We start from the raw sequence: 18,885 nt of genomic DNA, 5'->3' as shown, positions 1-18,885 counted from the left end.
TCACCCCTAGCAGCCAACATTGTGCACGTGAGGGCGTGAGCCACCTCACGCCGGTACCACTGAAGAGGACTTTCCCGATATGAGCGATGTAGCAAAACGACAGCCGCGCGACCGTACGCACTGGCTGTATCTGGGCGTGATTGTCGCCGTAATCGCGGGAATTCTGGTGGGCTGGTTGGCGCCTGAATTCGGTCAGGACCTCGCACCGCTCGGCACCATGTTCGTCAATCTGATCAAGATGATGATCGCGCCGGTCATCTTCTGCACGATCGTGCTCGGCATCGGATCGGTGCGCTCCGCGGCCAGCGTCGGCAAGGTGGGCGGACTCGCGATCGGTTACTTCCTGGTGATGTCGACGATCGCACTCGGCATCGGGCTGGTCGTCGGCAATCTGCTCGAACCGGGCTCCGGCATGAATGTCGCCACTACCGCCAAGCAGGGCGCGAAGCTCGCCGATCAGGCGCACGCCGCCGGCGGCACCTGGGATTTCATCCAGAGCATTATCCCGACCACACTGGTCTCCTCGCTGACCACCGGCAGCGTGCTGCAGGCGCTGTTCATCGCACTGCTGGTCGGATTCGCGCTGCAGGCGATGGGTACGACGGGGGAGCCGATCCTGCGTGGTGTCGCATCGCTGCAGAAGTTGGTGTTCCGGATCCTGTCGATGATCCTGTGGCTGGCCCCGATCGGCGCGTTCGGCGCCATCGCGAATGTGGTCGGTAAGACCGGCCTGGACGCGGTGAAGCAGTTGGCGTTGTTGATGTTCGCGTTCTACCTGACCTGTCTGGTGTTCGTCTTCGGTGTGCTCGGCGTGCTGCTGTGGTCGGTATCGCGGGTGTCGATCTTCAAGCTGGTCCGGTACCTGGCCCGGGAATACCTGCTGATCCTCGGTACCTCGTCCTCCGAGTCCGCGCTGCCGCGGCTGATCGCCAAGATGGAGCACCTGGGCGTCGAGCGGACCACCGTCGGTGTCGTCGTACCGACCGGATATTCGTTCAACCTGGACGGCACTGCCATCTACCTGACCATGGCGTCGCTGTTCATCGCCGATGCGATGGGCAAACCGCTCAACATTGGTGAGCAGGTCGGCCTGCTGCTGTTCATGATCGTCGCATCCAAGGGCGCGGCCGGGGTGACCGGCGCGGGTCTGGCCACGCTGGCGGGCGGGCTACAGAGCCATCGCCCCGAACTGCTCGACGGCGTCGGACTGATCGTCGGCATCGACCGGTTCATGTCCGAAGCCCGTGCGTTGACCAACTTCTCGGGCAATGCGGTCGCCACCGTGCTGGTCGGCACCTGGACCAAGACCATCGACATGGATTGGGTCCACTCGGTCCTCGACCGCAAACTGCCCTTCGACGAGCGGACCATGATCGACGACGACCACGAGCCGCGGACACCGCAGCAGCCAGACGCCGTAGACATGGTCAAGGCCTAGTGCCTCGCGCGGACGATGAGATAAGCCATGACCGCCGAACGATGGTTCCCGCCCGAAGATGATCTGCACCTGCGGATCTGGATGGCCGGTGTGGTCTTCGACTACGCCGCCACCGCGGCGGCGGTACGCAATCTGATCCACGATTGGCGGCGAAAGCACTGGTGCACAATCGAATTGATTCGTGACACCGTCGAGAACTGCCGGCTGCTACCGCGCCTGCCGTGCGAACGCTTGTTCCTCGGACCGTGACCGGGCCGAGGCGCTAGCGCTTCCCGAATACGAAGGGGCCCGCAGGATCTGCGGGCCCCTTCGTGGCGTGCGGCTCAACTGGCCCACTTCTCGGGGTTCAGGTAGTGCTGGGTGATCGCGGTGGCGTGCCCGTGCCCGAAGCCATGCTCGGACTTCAGCCACTCGACGAGTTCCTTGTGCGACTTCTGGTTCGAGGCGACCATTGCGGCCTTCCATTCGTCGATCGTTCTGCCGTATTTGGCTTCGATCGACGGGAAGTAGGATGCGGGGCCTTTGGGTTCGGTCGCCATGTTCGTCTCCTGTATTCGCTGGACGTTCCGCAATATCGACGGGGCCGCTTGCCGAAACTTATCGGTGCGCGCGGGAATGTGTGCCTGATCACGAACACCGGCGCCGACCTCGCGGGGTACGAGGTCGGCAAACGGGGATCCGGTTGCGGCGAAACCTGGTGTCGACCAGCGTGCTCCGGACAATCAGGCGTTGACGGCGACGCGCTGGGAGTCCTGCCGGTGCGCGACGGTACGCTCGCGGATCAGCAGGACGCCCGTGACGGCGACCAGCGCTGCGGTGAGGCCGTGGATGCCGAACGCGGCCGCGGCCGAGCCGCCCCAGCTGAGCACGGTGAGCATGTCGCCGGTCGGAATCAGTGCGATCACCAAGGTGACGATGCCGAGGGCGTAGCGCTGCTTGGTGGCGAGCAGCACCAGGATGATCAGCCCGGAGACGGTATCGCGGACGCCCTTGAGATTCATGAATGCGACCGCATCACCCGTGGGCCATTGCGGCAGGCCGAACCCGTTGGCGATGGTCTCCGGGGTGACCAGGTAGCTGATGCCGATGTAGAGGATGAAGGCGGCGCCGATCAGGGAAAGGGCGGTGGCGATGCGCGATATGGTCATGACGTGCTCCTCGAAATCGTGCTCTAGTTTCTAGCGTCGCTAGGTGTTATAGCAACGATAGCGAAGGCCTCGTTAGTTTGTCTAGCGATGCTAGAATTTCGAATATGACCACGCAGAACCGCAAAGAACGCGAACGCGCCGAACGCCACCAGCGCATCATCGACGCGGCCCGCGAACTCGCCGAAACATCGGGCTGGGAGGCGGTGACCGTGCGCCGCCTCGCGGAGAAGATCGAATACAGCCAGCCGGTGCTATACAGCCACTTCGCGGGTAAGGCTGCGATCGTCTCGGCCGTCGCCGAAGAAGGCATCGCCGAACTCACCGCACAGCTGCGCGAGCGGCGGGCCCGCGCGAAAACCCCGGTCGAGGCACTCGAGGCCATGGTGCGCGGCTATCTGGACTTCGCGACCGAGAATCCGGCGCGCTACGACGCGATGTTCGTCCTCAACACCGAACTCACCTTCGGCAATGACGCGCCACAGGTGCTGCGCGACGCATTCGGCGAGATCCAGAGCGCGTATGCGCCGTTCGCCGGCGATTTCAACCTACAGGCGGGCACCGAGGTGGCCTGGAGCACCCTGCACGGCATCGCCACCCTGGATCGCAGCGGTCGCCTGGTCGATGACCTGCGCGAGGACCGCATCCGGGTGCTGCTCGGCCAATGGGCACATCAGGGAGCGAATGGGTGACCGATACCTCGCAGGGGTGACGGCACAGCCCGGGGCGGCCCGGCAGAATCGAGGTATGCCCGATGTCGTGGTGGTCGGTTCCGGTCCCAACGGTCTCGCCGCGGCGGTGATCCTGGCCCGTGCCGGTCTCACCGTCGAGGTGTACGAGGCGCAGGGCACCGCGGGCGGCGGCAGCCGCACCGCCGAGCTGACGCTGCCCGGATACCGACACGATGTCTGTGCTGGTGCGCATCCGATGGCCTTGGCATCGCCATTCTTCCGCGCCTTCGATCTGGCCGCGCACGGTGTCGAACTGCTCGCGCCCGAGGTGTCATACGCGCATCCGCTCGACGGCGGCACGGCCGGTCTGGCTTGGCGCGATCTGGACCGCACCGCCGCCGGCCTCGGCCGGGACGGCACCGCATGGCGTGCGCTCTTCGAACCGATGGTCCGGCATTGGCGGCAGGTCGTGGATTTCGCGATGTCGGATCTGCGCCGCCCGCCTGCAGACCTGCTGACCGGACTGCGCTTCGGACTGCGCGTGCTCGAGCAGGGATCGCCCCTGTGGAACCTGCGATTTCGTGAACAGACGGCACCCGCGCTGCTGACCGGCGTCGCCACGCATGCGATCACGCCGCCGCGCGCCATTCCGGCGGCCGGAGCGGGCATGCTGCTCGCGACCCTCGCCCACGCCGGAGGCTGGGTGCTGCCACGCGGCGGGAGTCAGGCCATTCCAGATGCGCTGAGCGCCGAACTCGAACGGCTCGGCGGCAAGCTCGTCACCGGACACCGCGTCGATTCGCTCGACGAATTCGGCGGCGCGCGGGCGGTTGTGCTGGATACCGCGCCCACCGAACTGCTGCGCATGGCGGGAGATCGGCTACCGAATCATTACGCAAACGGGTTGCGCCGCTTCCGTTATGGCGGCGCGGCCTGCAAGGTCGACTTCGCTTTGTCCGGTCCGGTGCCGTGGCAGGCCCCGGGCTGCGAACTCGCCGGGACGCTGCATCTGGTCGGCACCCGCGCCGAGGCAATGGCCGTCGAAAAGACCATCGCCGCAGGACAACACGCGGATCGTCCGTATGTCCTTGCCATCCAGCCGGGCGTGGTCGACTCGACGCGGGCGCCGGCGGGCGGCCACACGCTCTACACCTACGCCCACGTTCCGAACGGGTCCACCCGCGATATCAGCGCCTCCGTCATTGCCCAATTGGAACGCTTCGCCCCGGGCTTCACCGACCTGATCCTGGCCAGGAACGTCGTCACCGGCGCCGAAATGCCGACGCACAATGCCAACTACATCGGCGGCGATATCTCCGCGGGCGCGATGACCCTGCGCCAGTTCGTCTTCCGTCCGGTCCCGCGCTGGAATCCCTACGCCACACCACTACCCGGCGTCTACCTCTGCTCCGCCTCGACCCCGCCCGGCCCCGGTGTCCATGGCATGTCCGGTTCGAATGCCGCGCGGCACGTGCTGCGCACGGAGTTCGGCATCCACATCAACCCATTGGATCTGCTGCGCACACCGAATCCGGCCTGAGCATGTACTTTTCGCCGGATCTGACAAAGCCGCCGGATTTGGCGGAAAGTGCGCCCAGGCCGGATTACGCGGGCGATCCGGCTCAGGCCCGCGGCGTCCGGTACAGGTCGGGTTCCAGATACATCACCCGCGCGGCGGGCACGGCCGCCCGCACCCTGGCCTCCGCGTCATCGATGGCCGCGGCGATATCGTCGATATCCAGATCCGGCACGATCGAGATCTTGGCCGCGACCAGGATCTCCTCCGGCCCGAGATACTGAGTCTTGAGGTGGATCACCCGGTCGATGCGGTTGCCGTCGACCAGGTTGGCGCGAATCGCCTTATCCTCCTCCGGCGTCGCGCCCTCACCGATCAGCAGGCTCTGCATCTCCACGATCAGGATCACCGCGATAATGCCGAGCAGCGCACCGATGGCCAGCGTGCCGATGCCGTCCCAGACCGGATCATCGGTGAGCATGGTCAGCCCGACCGCCGCGAATGCGAAGACCAGACCGACCAGCGCGCCGGTGTCCTCCAACAGCACCACCGGCAGTTCCGGACTGCGCGAATTGCGGATGAACCGCCACCAACTCGAATTGCCTTTGAGCGGGATGGATTCCCGCATCGCGGTCGTAAAGCTGTAGCCCTCGAGACAGATCGCGATGAACAGGATGACGATCGCGACTATCGGGTTGGTCAGCTCCTCCGGATGCTGAATCTTGTGGATGCCCTCGTAGATGGCATAGATCGAGCCGAGCGTGAACAGCACCAGCGCCACGATGAACGAGTAGAAGTAGCGATTGCGCCCGTAACCGAATGGGTGCAGTTCATCGGCATCCTGCGCGGCCCGGCGCTGCCCGAGCAGCAGCAGCCCCTGGTTCGCGGTGTCCGCGACCGAGTGCACCGCCTCGGCCAGCATCGATCCCGAACCGGTGATGAACGCGCCGACGAACTTCGCCACCGCGATCCCCGCATTCGCCGACAATGCGGCGAGAATCGCCTTTTTGCCACCACCAGCCGACATCTAGGTAGTTCCTCCTGTGTCCGATTTGCCGCGCCTTCGGCGCTGCTCTGTCTAATTGCTGCGCCTGCGGCGCGTCGTGTTCGCGGCCCCCCGGTGTCTCGCGTCCTACCCTTACGAGCGACCTGCAAGTCGCTGGCGGGTGTCGTCGAGACTCGCGCCTGCGGCGCGTGCGCTTCGACAACTCGGACGCGAGACGGGCCGCGAACGTCGCTCGTAAGACTCGCTCCGGTGTGGTCCGGTTAGGAGGCCGTCGAACGAACAGCCTAGGGCAGCACACGGGCAAACTGGGCGACAGGTCAGTTCGAGCCACCGACGCATGCGCAGAACAACTGGGCGTCAGCGTCTAGGGCCTGGGCGTGAATCTCGGTGTCGGCCGCCGATATCCACGCCGCCGCACCCCGCGCCAGCACCAGCTCACTCACCCCTTGCAACAGTCGCACCCTACCCGCGGTGCACAGCATGATTCCCGGCCCCGCGGATGTCAGCGGCACCTGCCCGGATTCGGTGGTCAGGTCGAACCGCCGCAGCGCGAACTCGGGCGCGGGCGTCCGATAACGCAGTGACCCATCGTCGACCGCTTCCGGCAGCACCACCGGCAGATCGATCGGCTCGAAATCCAGTACCCGCAGCAATTCCGGCACATCGACATGCTTGGGCGTGAGACCGCCGCGCAGCACATTGTCGGAGTTGGCCATGATCTCCACACCGAGTCCGCGCAGATACGCATGCAGATTGCCCGCCGCGAGGAACAGCCCCTGTCCCGGTTCCAGCGTCAACCGATTGAGCAGCAGCGCGGCCAGCACACCGGCGTCGCCCGGATATGCCTCGGCGAGTTCGAGCGCGGTGCGCGCCTCGGCGGTGAACTCACGAGTGCCCTTCTCCGAGAGATAGCGCACGCACCCGTCGAGCACCTGGGGCAGCAGGGTGCCGAGGACATTCTGCGGCAGCGTGATCCAGGTCGTGAACAGCGTCCGTAGTCCGGCCGAATCGGGTTGGGCGGCAAGCAGATCCGCATACGAACGCAGCCCGGGCACATCCAGTGCGCGCAGCAACTCGACCGTGCGCCGCGGATCCCGGAATCCGGCCAGCGCCTCGAATCGGTCCAGCGCCACAACCAATTCCGGCTTGTGGTTCTCGTCGCGATAGTTGCGCATCGGCGAATCCAGCGGCACCCGCGCGAGATTCTCCCGTTCGAACCCGGTCTGCGCCTGCGCCGAACTCGGATGCGCCTGCAGCGATAGCGGTTCCTCGGCGGCGAGGACCTTCAACAGGAACGGCAGCCGCCCGCCGAATTCCGGTGCGGCGGGACCGAGTTCGCGCTCCGGATCCTCGGCGACCAACTCCAGCAGCGAGCGGGTGCTGTTCTCCAAGCGGACATGCGCCGGATCGGCGGGATGCGCACCGAACCACAGCTCCGCCTCCGGATGCGCGGAAGGAACCGGTCGACCGCACAACCTAGCGAGTGCGGTGCGTGAACCCCAGGCATAGGAACGCAGCGCACCAACGAGTTCGTGCACTAGTAGTGTCCCCCGTCGAGCTGTTCGGTGGACGGTGCCGCACCGCCACGCGAGCCGATCAAGCGTAGATACGCAGCGGCCATTTCCAAGCGCACCGCGAGCACCGCGAGTTGTTCGAGTTCGCTGGCGTGGGCGATGGTGCCGGGCAGGGGTGCACCCGAATCATCCACTCGGGCAGGCATGGGCGCGGCCGGATCGTTGAGCGAGGTGTGCAGCAGTTCGACATCCGCACTCACCAGATCGGCGTCGACCAGACCCGATCCGGTGCCGAAAACGGCGAGCCGGCGATGCGCCGCGGCCTGATCCAGATCGGCGCTGAGCACGAACACCCCGATGCGCTCCACCGGCGCGGGACCGTCGAGTTCCTCGTCGTGGAACAGCGGGTCGAAGTTCGGCGCGGATTCGCCTGCGGCCTCGACCATTCGGGGATTGGCGGCAACGGCCTCGGCCAGATGTACCGCGGTGGCCACCTTGCCCGCCGACTGCAACAGCACCTCGGCGCCGTGCTCGGCGAGCTCACTGGCGGCAGGGGAGTCCCCGGCCAGCACGATGGCGCGCTGCTGCATGCGGGCGGCCAGCGTCTTGGCCGGATTGCGGAAGACCTCATTGTGCGGGCCGTCGCGCAATGCCTCGGCATCGAGCACGTCGGCCAACTCGGTCAGATCGGGTACGAGCGCACCTGCGCGGGTCGGATCGACGATGCGCAGCACCGCTATACAGGCGGAGAGGAAGCGCAGCAGCCGATTGTGGTCCAGAACCGGAATCCGGGGTTCCAGCAGGGACGTACGCCCGGCCGCGGCGGCCCGCAGCGGCCCCTCGTGCGGAGCCACGACCACGACCTCCGCGCCCCGGCGCCGTGCCCGGTCGACCGCATCGATCAGCCGGGGATCGCCGGCGTCGTCACCAGCGACGAGCACCACGTCCAGCGGACCGACCCATGGCGGAAGGGCGGCGACCGGGACCACGGGTAGGCCAGCGCGGTCGCCGAGTGCGGCGACGATCAGACTCGCGGCGCGTGCGGCTCGGCCCGCGCCGGAGACCAACACCACGCTGCGTGGTCGCAGATCCGCGAGGCGCGCGAGCGCGTCCTCACCGACCGCGGCCGCGGTCGCACGTACCTGCGCGCCGCCGGATGCCGCGGAGCGCAGGGCGCCGCCGACATCGGCAGCCTCGAGCGAAGCGGCATCATCGAGGTCGAGCACCGGTGTTCCAGCGATCATCGGGCATCCCACCTCCCCTCATCGCGCTGTGTGCGGTCCCGCCCTGCTCCCACCCGGGCTGTCGATTCGGAGGGATCGACAGGGGCACCCAGGTCGGGCGAATCCAACGTCTGTAATTCCACTATTCCAGTCAGGAGCAAACGATGCTCAGAATCTCGGTATCGGGCTGAGTCGTCTACTTCCTCGGGCGTCGAATCCTGAGCCTGCGTGTCCATTCCGGGCTGTGATTCCACTATCCCAGTCAGGACCGGACGATGCTCAGGATCTCGGTCACGAGTGCGGTTACTTCCTCCGTCGACCTGGCCTCGACGTTCAGCCGCAGCAACGGTTCGGTATTCGACGCGCGCAGATTGAACCAGGCGTCATCGGCGAGCTGAACGGTGACCCCGTCCAACCGATCCACCGATTTGGCCCGATCACCGAATGCGTCCACTACAGCCATCGTCCGCTCCTTCGCGTCCGCCACTGTCGAGTTGATCTCTCCGGAGGCCGCATATGTTTCGTACGACGACATGAGCTCCGAGATCGGCCGGTCCTTTTCGCCGAGCGCCGCGAGCACGTGCAGGGCCGCGAGCATGCCGGAATCGGCGCCCCAGAAATCGCGGAAGTAGTAGTGCGCGGAATGCTCGCCGCCGAATACCGCGCCGGTGGCCGCCATCTCCTGCTTGATGAACGAGTGCCCGACCCGGGTGCGCACCGGGGTGCCGCCGAGTTCGTGCACGAGTTCGGGCACCGCATGCGAGGTGATCAGATTGTGGATGATGACCGCGCCCGGCTCCTTGGCCAGCTCACGCTCGGCGACCAGTGCGGTGATGGCCGACGGCGAAATCGGATCGCCGTTCTCGTCGACCACGAAGCAGCGGTCGGCGTCGCCGTCGAAGGCGAGACCGATATCGGCACCGGACTTGCGGACCAGAGCTTGCAGATCGACCAGATTCTTCGGATCGAGCGGATTGGCCTCGTGGTTGGGGAACGAGCCGTCCAGCTCGAAGTAGAGCGGCACCAGGTTCAGCTGCGCCACGGTGCCCAGCACCTCGGGCACGGTGTGTCCGCCCATGCCGTTGCCCGCGTCCACCGCGATGGTGAGCGGGCGGACCTTGTCGAGATCGACAAGCCCGCGCAGGAACTTCGCATAATCGGCCAGCAGATCGATCTTCGTGGCGCTGCCCGGTGTTCCGTCGTAGCCGGGTACCCCGTTGATCACCTCGTCCTTGATCGTCGCCAGACCGGTGTCCTGGCCCACCGGAAGCGCCTTCGCACGGCACAGCTTGATGCCGTTGTAGCGGGCCGGATTGTGGCTGGCGGTGAACATCGCGCCGGGACAGTCGAGGTCACCGGAGGCGAAGTAGAGCTGATCTGTCGAGGCGAGTCCGATGTGCACTACGTCGAGGCCCTGGCCGAGCACGCCGTCGGCGAAGGCGCTGGCCAGTTCCGGGGAGGACTCGCGCATATCGTGTCCGATGGCTACGCGGGTCGCGCCCTCGGCGCGCATCAACCGCGCGAACGCGGCCCCCACATCCTTGACGAATTCTCCGTCGATCTGTTCACCGACGACCCCGCGAACGTCATAAGCCTTGATCACCGCGTTCACGAATTCGGCAGAGCGGGCCACTGTCATGATGACCACCCTAGTGGCTCGCGCCGACACCCCTGACACGGTCCCATCCGAGTGCTAGCTGGGCGGGTCCGGGAGTACTCGAAGGTGGCCGCGCCGGCCGGTGCGCGTGGCGCGCGGTGCGGGCGGGGCGTAATCGGAATAGCCACGCTGATCGTGCTCCGGGGGACGGCGGCGCAGGCCCGCCTCGCGGACCGCTTCGGCCAATGCCGTCAGATCATCGTCATCCGGTGTGCTGGAAGAGAATCCGCCTTCGTGGCGAACCATTTCCCAACCCTTCGGTGCGGTGATGCGGGAAGCGTGTGTTTCACACAGATCCCAGGAATGTGGTTCGGCCACCGTTGCCAGTGGCCCGACCACCGCGGTCGAGTCGGAGTACACGTAGGTGAGCGTCGCAACAGCGGGATTCTTGCAACCTGGTCGGCAGCAACGACGCATGGGGATCACGCCGATGAGAGTAACGCGCTCGGCGTTGCGATGTGCTCAGACACGCTAAGGATTCGGCGATTTCGGGCGAGTTCACCCGCCCTCGGCGGTGTGTTCGTCACGCGCCTTCGGGATCGATGAGGTCCGGATCGACGCCGAGATAGGTGGCGATCTGTTGCACGAGCACCTCGCGCAGAAGATCGACCAGATCGTCGGGATCGCCCGCGCGCAGTTCGAGTGGCTTGCGGAACAACACAACTCGGGCGCGGGTGGCCACTCCGTGCCTGTCTACGCCCGCCGGAATGAGTCGGGAAAGCGGCACCGGTCCGTCGGCCACCACCTCATCCGGCCAGGTGACCGAATCCGGGTGCAGCGGACGGATTTTCGGCACATCGTCGACCGCGATATCGAGCTTGGTGAGTCGATCGTGCCACCGGGTGTCCAAGGGCGCGAAGGCCTCCAGGACCAGCCGGTCGAACTGCTGGCCCCTGGTGCGCCATGCCGGCACCGTCGGTGGGAGCATCGGCCCGCGCACCCCGCGCCCACGACGGATCACCGATCGTGCGGTCGGTGGACGACGATTACGTGAACGGGCCATGACTAAAACTTAGGCTAATCCGCCTCCCCCGACCTTCGGCGCCCCATTGGGTGCCGCGTTCGCCGCGTCGGCGGCCGAGGGTCGGGTGCGGTCGACTTCTGGGCTTGCCCCCCGGAGTTGCCCGAGGCAACTCCGGGGCTTGCCCCAAGTCTCTAGCCGATGCCGCGCTTCAGGCGGCGCCGCTCTCGTTCGGAGAGCCCGCCCCAGATACCGAAGCGTTCATCGTGTGCGAGTGCGTACTCGAGGCACTCGTCGCGTACCTCGCAGCCCATGCAGATCCGTTTGGCCTCACGGGTCGAGCCGCCCTTCTCGGGGAAGAACGCCTCCGGATCGGTCTGTGCGCACAGGGCACGTTCCTGCCACTGCTCTTCGATCGATTCGAACATCTCGTCGAAGCCCGTCACGACCAAGCTGAGCCGGGGTGCTGTCACTCCGTCGGTCATCTCAGGCCCGATCCGGTCCGGTTCGATCCGACCGATGTCTGCGCAGACGCCACGTGCTGCGCCTGCTGTGGAATCGGTTTGCGATACGCCGCCCGGCATGCCCGAAGGGGCCAGCTCATTGGCCATCGCTCCGCCTCCTCACTGTGTGTTAGCGCAGATTGATTCTTTCCGTCGGACCAACACGCACACCGACGGCCGTACCCCGCGACGTTGTCCCGCGGACATCCCCGAGCTTGCCACTCCGATGCGAACACTTGTTCGAAAAACTGTCCGCGCCTTGAACTCTCGCGCGAACCCGAAATGACATGTCTGTGATTAGACACGCCGGACGTGTCGATGGTCAAGCCGCCGTCGCAATTCCGTTACTATCCGCTACCGCTTTCCAGAGCTGATCTTGAACGCGGAATAGCAAATGAGCAGCAAATACGGCGTGAACCGGGGCCGCTCCGACAGCGCATAGGCTGTGTCGATGTGACTCCACAACAAGCGGACACCGCACCCGCAAGTGGGCCCAAGATCGCCGTCCTGGTGGGCGGGGTCGGCGGCGCGCGCTTCCTTCAGGGCGTCCGGGAACTACTGCCCGATGCGGACGTTTCCGCCATCGTCAATGTCGGTGACGACGTCTGGATGCACGGCCTCCGGATCTGCCCCGACCTCGACACCTGCATGTACACCCTCGGCGGTGGGATCGATACCGAACGCGGCTGGGGCCGGGTCGCCGAGACCTGGCACGCCAAGGAAGAACTCGCCAAATACCATGCCCAACCGGATTGGTTCGGTCTGGGGGATCGCGATATCGCCACGCACTTGGTTCGGACCGAAATGTTGCGCGCCGGGTATCCGCTCTCCGCGGTCACCGAGGCATTGTGCAATCGGTGGCAGCCGGGCGTAAAACTCATCCCGGCTACCGATGATCGTTGCGAAACACATGTCGTTGTCAGTGACCCCGACAACCCTGGCGAACGTCGCGCGATCCATTTCCAAGAGTGGTGGGTTCGCTACCGCGCGGACATCCAGACGCACGGATTCGCCACAATTGGGGCCGATGAAGCCAAACCGGCGTCAAATGTGACGCAGATCATAGCCGAGGCCGATGTCGTGCTATTGGCCCCCTCCAACCCCGTGGTGAGCATCGGTGCGATCCTCGCGGTGCCCGGCATTCGCGGCGCACTGCGCACCACCGAGGCCAAGGTGATCGGCATCTCCGGCGTGATCGACGGAAGACCGTTACGCGGCATGGCCGATGAATGCCTCTCGGTGATCGGCGTGGAAACCACCGCCGAGGCGATCGGACGGCACTATGGCGCTCGCTCGGCCACCGGCATCCTGGACGGGTGGCTGATCCACAGCACCGATACCGCGGATGTGCCCGGTGTCGACGTGCGAAGCGTGCCGCTATTGATGACCGATCCGCCGACCACCGCCGAAATGGTGCGGGAGGCGCTCGACCTGGCTGGGGTGAAACCATGACTACACAAGAGCCATTGACGGGTCGGGCCGACCACGCGGCGGGGGAGTTGCGGATCCTGCCGATTACCGGGCTGCCGGAGTTTCGGCCCGGCGACGATCTCGCCGAACACATCGCTGCCGCCGCGCCCTGGTTGGTCGAGGGCGACATCCTGGTCGTCACAAGCAAGATCGTCGCCAAGGTCGAGGGTCGGATTGTCGAGGCGCCGCTGGATCCGGAGGAGCGCGATACCGCGCGCCGCGCGCTGGTGGAACAGGAGGCGGTGCGCGTGCTCGCGCGCAGGGGCCGCACGCTGATCACCGAGAACAAGCTCGGCATCGTGCAGGCCGCTTCCGGGGTGGATGGATCCAATGTCGAGCAGGGTGAACTCGTTCTGCTGCCAGCGGATCCGGACGGGAGCGCGAAGGCGTTGCGCGCCGCGCTGTCCGAGCGGCTCGGGGTGGATGTCGCGGTGGTCATCACCGACACCATGGGCCGCGCTTGGCGCAACGGGCAGACCGATACCGCCATCGGCGCCGCCGGACTGCGGGTGCTGCACGACTATGCGGGCGCCGTCGACGGACAGGGCAATGAACTGCAGGTCACCCAGGTGGCGGTGGCCGACGAATTGGCCGCCGCCGCGGATCTGGTGAAGGGCAAGCTCGGCGGCGTGCCGGTCGCGGTGGTGCGCGGGCTGCCGATCACCGACGACGGCTCCTGCGCCGCGGACCTGCTGCGCGGCGGCACCGATGACCTGTTCTGGCTCGGCACAGCCGAGGCGATCGAGCGGGGCCGCTCCGAGGCACTGCTGCTGCGCCGCTCGATTCGTCAATTCGCCGATACCCCAGTCGATCCCGAACGCATCCGCGCCGCCGTGGCGAAGGCGCTCACCGCGCCCGCGCCGCATCACACTCGCCCGGTGCGCTTCGTCTGGGTGCGTAAACCCGGCATGCGCGCCGAACTGTTGGAAGCCATGGCCGAGAAGTGGCGGGCCGATCTCACCGCGGACGGTCTCGATCCGGAGCGAGTGGAACGCCGAATCGCCCGCGGCCGCATCTTGCACGACGCACCCGAGGTGATCATCCCATTCTGTGTGCCCGACGGTGCACACGACTATCCGGATGAGCGGCGGCGCGGCAACGAACGCACTATGTTCACCGTCGCGGTGGGCGCGGCGGTACAGGGCCTGCTCGTCGCGCTGGCCACCGAGGGCATCGGCAGCTGTTGGATCGGGTCGACCATCTTCGCCCCGGAGATCACCCGCGACGTCCTCGGCCTCGCCGACGACTGGAACCCCTTGGGCGCCATCGCGATCGGCTACCCCCTCGAAGAACTCACCCCCCGTCCCGTCTTCGGGCCGGGCCCCGGCCTGGTCGAGCTGTGAGCGAGTGCCGGCCAGTGAACCGTGAACACAGTGCGCCCGCGCGTACGACGGGGCGCAGCGCCGGCGAGGTGCGGTCATGAGCGCCAGTTCGCTGCACCTCTCGGCAACGCGGTTGCTCGAGGCGTGGAAGCCGACGGGTGTCGATGCCTCGCTGCGCGAGGCCATGCTGGCCTTCCTCGGATCCGCACCGCGCGGGTGTCTGCGCGAGCACGCACCCGGTCACATCACGGCCTCGGCCGTCGTCTTCTCGCATGACGAGCGCGAGGTGCTGCTGACGCTGCATCCGCGGGTCGGCCGTTGGATCCAACTCGGCGGGCACTGCGAGGAGGGTGACCAGACGGTGGCCGACGCCGCGCTGCGCGAGGCGACCGAGGAGTCCGGCATGAACGGCCTGCGCATGGCTACCGAACTCTATGGCGCGCAGGCTCATCCGATCACCTGTTCGCTCGGCGTCCCGACCCGTCACCTCGACCTGCTGTTCCGCATTGTCGCACCGCCGGGTGCGGTCCCGGTCCGCAGTCATGAATCCACCGATCTGCGCTGGTGGCCGATCGACGCACTGCCCGACGACGCCGACGTCCTGCTTCGTTGAATCCGCACAGTTCGATCGCACGTCGTCCGCAATCGACGGGATGGCGCGGCGATCGTCGTATCGGGCGTGCCGCGGCGTCCGATTCGCCGTTTCCGCCAGAGTTTACAAATTCATAAATTTGTCTAGACAGAAGACAAGTTGATCTCTAATGTCCAAGTAAGTGGTACTGCACATCACATGTGATGTGCCGCTTGAATGAGGAGACAACGATGTCCACGGAAACCCATGCGCCAGGCCCCCCGGCCGCGGCGACCGATTGGCGCGACCGCAAGCGATACCTGTGGCTATGGGGGCTGTTCGCGCCGACCGGCCTTTTCACCATCGGCCTTCCATTGGTCTGGGCATTCAACGAATTCGGCTGGCACCGGCTGGCCCAGGTGCCGTTCTGGCTGGGCCCGGTGCTGGTCTACGTGGTGATCCCGCTGGCCGATATCTTCTTCGGCCCGGACGGCGACAATCCGCCCGACGAGGTGATGGAGTACCTGGAGAACGACCGGTACTACCGCTATCTCACCTACCTCTACCTGCCGTTCCAGTATGCGACGCTGGCCATGGGGTGCTATCTGATCACGGCGGACAACCTGAGCTGGCTCGGCATCGACGGTGGGCTGCACATCGTCGACAAGATCGGCCTGGCCATCACCGTCGGCATGATCGGCGGCATCGGCATCAATACCGCGCACGAACTCGGCCACAAGAAGATCGATCTGGAGCGCTGGCTCTCGCGCATCGCCCTGGCCCAGTCCTTCTACGGCCACTTCTACATCGAGCACAACCGCGGCCATCACGTGCGCGTCGCAACACCCGAGGATCCCGCGAGTTCCCGTGTCGGCGAGTCGTTCTGGGCCTTCTGGCCGCGCACGGTATGGGGCAGCTTCGTCTCTTCGTGGCGGCTGGAGAAGACCCGCCTGGATCGGCTCGGCAAGAAGTCGTGGAGTCTGCGCAACGAGGTGCTCAGTGCCTGGCTGATGTCGGTGGCGCTATATGCGGTCTTGCTCGCGGTATTCGGAATCGGCCTGCTGCCGTATCTGATCCTGCAGGCGATCGTCGGCTTCAGCTTGCTGGAGGCGGTCAACTACCTCGAGCACTACGGGCTGGTCCGCCAGCGCATCGCGTCCGGGCGGTACGAGCGGCCCGCGCCCGTGCACAGCTGGAACAGCGACCACATCGTCACCAATATCTTCCTGTACCACCTGCAGCGGCACAGTGATCACCACGCCTACCCGACCCGCCGCTATCAGACGCTGCGCAGTTGGGACGGTGCGCCGAATCTGCCGAGCGGCTACGCGAGCATGATTCTGCTCGCCTACTTCCCGCCGCTGTGGCGGCGCGTGATGGACAAGCGGGTGCTCGCACACTACGGCGGCGATATCACCCGCGCGAATATCCATCCGGCCAAGCGGGACAAGGTGATCGCGCGCTACGGTACGGCTGCGTCGGAGGCTTGACCATGAGCAGATTTCGTTGCCCTGTCTGCGATTACGTCTACGACGAGCTGAAAGGCGCACCGCACGAAGGGTTTCCGGCCGGCACGGCGTGGGAAAAGATACCCGACGATTGGTGCTGTCCGGACTGCGGCGTGCGCGAGAAGATCGACTTCGAACCGATGGGGGTTCCCAAATGAGTGAATACAAACTGTTCCAATGCATCCAATGCGGCTTCGAATACGACGAGGCCAAGGGGTGGCCGGAGGACGGAATCGAGCCGGGCACCCGCTGGGATGACATCCCGGACGACTGGACCTGCCCAGACTGCGGGGCCGCCAAGGCCGACTTCTATATGGTCGAGATCCAACGGTCGTGAATTTTGACTGCGGCAACCACCCGTGACAACCTCGCGGGTATGCCGCGCAACGGACCCAGAGTTTCCTATCAGGAGGCGGCGCGGGAACTCCTGCGCACCTCCGTCCTGGATTCGATGCGCGAACTGCTCACCGAGCGGGACTGGTCCAAGATCACCCTCGGTGATGTGGCCACCCGCGCCGGTGTCAGCAGGCAGACCCTCTACAACGAATTCGGTTCGCGCGCCGGACTTGCGCAGTCCTATGCGCTGCGCCTGGCCGACGATCTGGTCGATCATGTCGGCTCCGCGATCGATGGCAATATCGGCGACGCGCGCGCCGCATTCGAAGAGGGGTTGCGCGACTTCTTCCAGGCGGCCGCAGCCGACCCGCTGGTCCAGTCACTGGTCGCAGGTGAGGTGAAGCTGGATCTATTGCGGCTCATCACCCTTGATGCCGAGCCGTTGGTCGAACATGCGACCGCACGGCTGTCCATCGCGTTCCAGCACAGCTGGGTACAGGCGACGGTCATCGAATCCGATGTGCTGGCACAGGCTCTGGTGCGTATCGCGCTGAGTTACATCCCGACGCCGCCCGCGGAAGGCCGCAATGCGCCCGCCGAATTGAGTGCCGTCTTCAGCCCGTATGTCGAGGCGATTCTGGCCGCGCGCGAACGGCACTGATTCCACCACTGGGAAATTGACTGTTTGCGGTGAGTGTGCCCTGATCATGGCGACATGTGAAGGTACTTGAAAACCGACCGCCACGCATGTAACGGTTGACAACTTTCGGTGCCAAGCTGCTGTGTAACGGACGTAAGGTCTGTATGTATTCTCATGCGTCGGAGTTAGGGAACTTATTTAGCGGGGCAAACGTGCAAACGGCTGGCAAACCGGCGGGGTCGCCCGACCCTAAACGCCATCTGTGGGTTCTCGGCCTGATCGCTCCTGCGATCGCGCTGTTGCCATCGCAGCTGGTCTTGCATACCGGCGCCCCGGTCTTCTGGTGGATCGGGCCGATCATCGTGTTGATCGTCATCCCGGTGCTGGACTGGGTCGTCGGTGTGGACGGCACCAATCCGCGCGACGAGGATTACGAGTTGCTGTCCAACGACCGGTATTACCGGTGGTGCACCTATCTCTTCCTGCCGGTTCAGTTGGTCGGCCTGGTCATCGCCGCCATCATGTGGGCCGGCGACGAGCTTGCCGTGGTCGACAAGCTCGGGCTGGCAATGACTCTCGGGTTCGTCAGCGGTATCGGCATCAACGCGGCGCATGAGCTCGGGCATCGGGTCGAACATCTGGAGCGCTGGTTGGCCAAGATTTCGCTGGCGCAATCCGGATACGGACACTTCTTCGTCGAGCACAACCGGGGCCATCACGCGCGCGTGGCGACACCGGACGATCCCGCCAGCGCCAGGTTGGGCGAGTCACTTTGGGAGTTCTTGCCGCGCAGTATTTCCGGCGGATACCGCTCCGCCATCCGGCTCGAACGCGAGCGCCTTACCCGCAAGGGCAAAGGCTGGTTCACCTTGGGCAACCACATCTTGCAGGCGTGGGCAATGAGCGTGGTGCTGTTCGGCACGCTGATCGCGATCTTCGGCTGGCGCGTGCTGCCGTATCTCGCGCTGCAGGCGGTGATCGGCGTCATGCTGTTGGAGACGGTGAACTACATCGAGCACTACGGACTGCTGCGGGCCCGCCGACCCAATGGCCTGTATGTGCGCTGCTCGCCGCGCGATAGCTGGAACAGCGACCACCTGGTCACCAACATCTTCCTGTTCCATCTACAGCGGCACAGCGATCACCACGCGAATCCGGGGCGGCGGTACCAGACCCTGCGCAGTTCGATGCAGGCGCCACAACTGCCCGCCGGATACCTGTCCATGATCGTGTTCGCGGCCATCCCACCGCTGTGGCGACACATCATGGATCACCGCGTACTGGCCCATTACGGCGGCGACATCACTCTCGCGAATATCCAGCCGCGTAAGCGCCGCCGGATCCTGATGTCCTATGGCGTGACCGCGTAGTCCGTCGGGTGCACTCAGCGGTTAGCCTTGACCC

The 18,885-nt window shown here is 65.6% G+C and carries 21 protein-coding genes; 12 read left to right on the top strand and 9 right to left on the bottom strand.

What is annotated here, in order from left to right:
- The first annotated feature begins 79 nt into the window (after window positions 1–79).
- Entirely contained in the window at window positions 80–1,438 is a 1,359-nt protein-coding gene (locus ACIBI6_RS17920) for a cation:dicarboxylate symporter family transporter (RefSeq protein ID WP_364344028.1), read from the top strand.
- Between the two features lie 27 nt (window positions 1,439–1,465).
- Window positions 1,466–1,687, top strand: a complete 222-nt coding sequence (locus ACIBI6_RS17915; protein ID WP_396957104.1) for a hypothetical protein — start codon at window positions 1,466–1,468, stop codon at window positions 1,685–1,687.
- A gap of 74 nt (window positions 1,688–1,761) precedes the next feature.
- Here the strand turns inward: ACIBI6_RS17915 and ACIBI6_RS17910 are convergent, their stop codons facing one another.
- Window positions 1,762–1,977 (bottom strand): DUF4287 domain-containing protein, encoded by a 216-nt coding sequence (locus tag ACIBI6_RS17910; RefSeq protein ID WP_396957102.1) that lies wholly within the window; start codon window positions 1,975–1,977, stop codon window positions 1,762–1,764.
- Window positions 1,978–2,160: 183 nt separating this feature from the next.
- The gene (locus tag ACIBI6_RS17905; protein ID WP_396957101.1) at window positions 2,161–2,586 is read right to left on the bottom strand and encodes a DUF4267 domain-containing protein; all 426 of its coding nucleotides are present in this window, start codon (window positions 2,584–2,586) and stop codon (window positions 2,161–2,163) included.
- A gap of 104 nt (window positions 2,587–2,690) precedes the next feature.
- On the opposite strand from ACIBI6_RS17905, the gene ACIBI6_RS17900 reads away from it, so the two are divergent.
- Both ACIBI6_RS17900 and ACIBI6_RS17895 read left to right on the top strand, forming a co-directional pair.
- Entirely contained in the window at window positions 2,691–3,275 is a 585-nt protein-coding gene (locus ACIBI6_RS17900) for a TetR/AcrR family transcriptional regulator (RefSeq protein WP_364344019.1), read from the top strand.
- Window positions 3,276–3,330: 55 nt separating this feature from the next.
- Window positions 3,331–4,794 carry a phytoene desaturase family protein gene (locus ACIBI6_RS17895; RefSeq protein ID WP_396957100.1) on the top strand — a complete coding sequence of 488 codons (1,464 nt, stop codon included), beginning with the start codon at window positions 3,331–3,333 and terminating at the stop codon, window positions 4,792–4,794.
- Between the two features lie 82 nt (window positions 4,795–4,876).
- On the opposite strand, the gene ACIBI6_RS17890 is transcribed toward ACIBI6_RS17895, so the two are convergent.
- The 7 genes from ACIBI6_RS17890 to ACIBI6_RS17860 form a co-directional block, all read right to left on the bottom strand.
- Window positions 4,877–5,797, bottom strand: a complete 921-nt coding sequence (locus tag ACIBI6_RS17890) for a cation diffusion facilitator family transporter (protein ID WP_396957098.1) — start codon at window positions 5,795–5,797, stop codon at window positions 4,877–4,879.
- Between the two features lie 296 nt (window positions 5,798–6,093).
- Window positions 6,094–7,314 carry a mannose-6-phosphate isomerase, class I gene (gene manA, locus ACIBI6_RS17885; RefSeq protein WP_396957096.1) on the bottom strand — a complete coding sequence of 407 codons (1,221 nt, stop codon included), beginning with the start codon at window positions 7,312–7,314 and terminating at the stop codon, window positions 6,094–6,096.
- Window positions 7,314–8,534 carry a tobH protein gene (locus ACIBI6_RS17880; protein WP_396957094.1) on the bottom strand — a complete coding sequence of 407 codons (1,221 nt, stop codon included), beginning with the start codon at window positions 8,532–8,534 and terminating at the stop codon, window positions 7,314–7,316. Before ACIBI6_RS17880 ends, manA begins: the two co-directional genes overlap by 1 nt.
- Window positions 8,535–8,775: 241 nt before the next feature.
- Window positions 8,776–10,146, bottom strand: coding sequence for a phosphomannomutase/phosphoglucomutase (locus ACIBI6_RS17875; RefSeq protein ID WP_396957345.1), 1,371 nt, complete (start codon window positions 10,144–10,146; stop codon window positions 8,776–8,778).
- A 60-nt stretch (window positions 10,147–10,206) separates the two neighbouring features.
- Window positions 10,207–10,587, bottom strand: coding sequence for a DUF3499 domain-containing protein (locus ACIBI6_RS17870; protein WP_083898166.1), 381 nt, complete (start codon window positions 10,585–10,587; stop codon window positions 10,207–10,209).
- A gap of 106 nt (window positions 10,588–10,693) precedes the next feature.
- Complete coding sequence (locus ACIBI6_RS17865) at window positions 10,694–11,173, bottom strand: metallopeptidase family protein (RefSeq protein ID WP_330249994.1); 480 nt, start codon at window positions 11,171–11,173, stop codon at window positions 10,694–10,696.
- Between the two features lie 152 nt (window positions 11,174–11,325).
- Window positions 11,326–11,559, bottom strand: a complete 234-nt coding sequence (locus ACIBI6_RS17860) for a WhiB family transcriptional regulator (protein ID WP_029901515.1) — start codon at window positions 11,557–11,559, stop codon at window positions 11,326–11,328.
- Between the two features lie 528 nt (window positions 11,560–12,087).
- On the opposite strand from ACIBI6_RS17860, the gene cofD reads away from it, so the two are divergent.
- The 8 genes from cofD to ACIBI6_RS17820 all read left to right on the top strand — a co-directional run bounded on the left by cofD (window position 12,088) and on the right by ACIBI6_RS17820 (window position 18,851).
- Window positions 12,088–13,086: a 2-phospho-L-lactate transferase gene (cofD, locus tag ACIBI6_RS17855; RefSeq protein WP_396957092.1), complete on the top strand. Its 999-nt coding sequence runs from the start codon at window positions 12,088–12,090 to the stop codon at window positions 13,084–13,086.
- Window positions 13,083–14,447, top strand: coding sequence for a coenzyme F420-0:L-glutamate ligase (locus ACIBI6_RS17850; RefSeq protein ID WP_364343998.1), 1,365 nt, complete (start codon window positions 13,083–13,085; stop codon window positions 14,445–14,447). Before cofD ends, ACIBI6_RS17850 begins: the two co-directional genes overlap by 4 nt.
- Before the next feature lie 76 nt (window positions 14,448–14,523).
- A complete protein-coding gene (locus ACIBI6_RS17845; protein ID WP_364343995.1) occupies window positions 14,524–15,039 on the top strand; it encodes an NUDIX domain-containing protein in 516 nt (171 codons plus the stop codon).
- 209 nt (window positions 15,040–15,248) lie between these two features.
- Complete coding sequence (locus ACIBI6_RS17840; protein WP_396957089.1) at window positions 15,249–16,487, top strand: alkane 1-monooxygenase; 1,239 nt, start codon at window positions 15,249–15,251, stop codon at window positions 16,485–16,487.
- A gap of 2 nt (window positions 16,488–16,489) precedes the next feature.
- On the top strand, window positions 16,490–16,663 hold the full coding sequence (locus tag ACIBI6_RS17835) for a rubredoxin (RefSeq protein WP_040694908.1): 174 nt from the start codon (window positions 16,490–16,492) through the stop codon (window positions 16,661–16,663).
- On the top strand, window positions 16,660–16,842 hold the full coding sequence (locus tag ACIBI6_RS17830) for a rubredoxin (RefSeq protein WP_364343988.1): 183 nt from the start codon (window positions 16,660–16,662) through the stop codon (window positions 16,840–16,842). Before ACIBI6_RS17835 ends, ACIBI6_RS17830 begins: the two co-directional genes overlap by 4 nt.
- 39 nt (window positions 16,843–16,881) lie before the next feature.
- Window positions 16,882–17,502, top strand: coding sequence for a TetR/AcrR family transcriptional regulator (locus ACIBI6_RS17825; protein WP_396957344.1), 621 nt, complete (start codon window positions 16,882–16,884; stop codon window positions 17,500–17,502).
- A 278-nt stretch (window positions 17,503–17,780) separates the two neighbouring features.
- Window positions 17,781–18,851, top strand: coding sequence for an alkane 1-monooxygenase (locus ACIBI6_RS17820; RefSeq protein WP_364343985.1), 1,071 nt, complete (start codon window positions 17,781–17,783; stop codon window positions 18,849–18,851).
- Window positions 18,852–18,885: the final 34 nt, after the last annotated feature.

It is taken from the genome of Nocardia sp. NPDC050412 (genome assembly GCF_044458825.1).
Classification (GTDB): domain Bacteria; phylum Actinomycetota; class Actinomycetes; order Mycobacteriales; family Mycobacteriaceae; genus Nocardia.
This window is presented reverse-complemented; position numbering and strand designations above follow the sequence as displayed.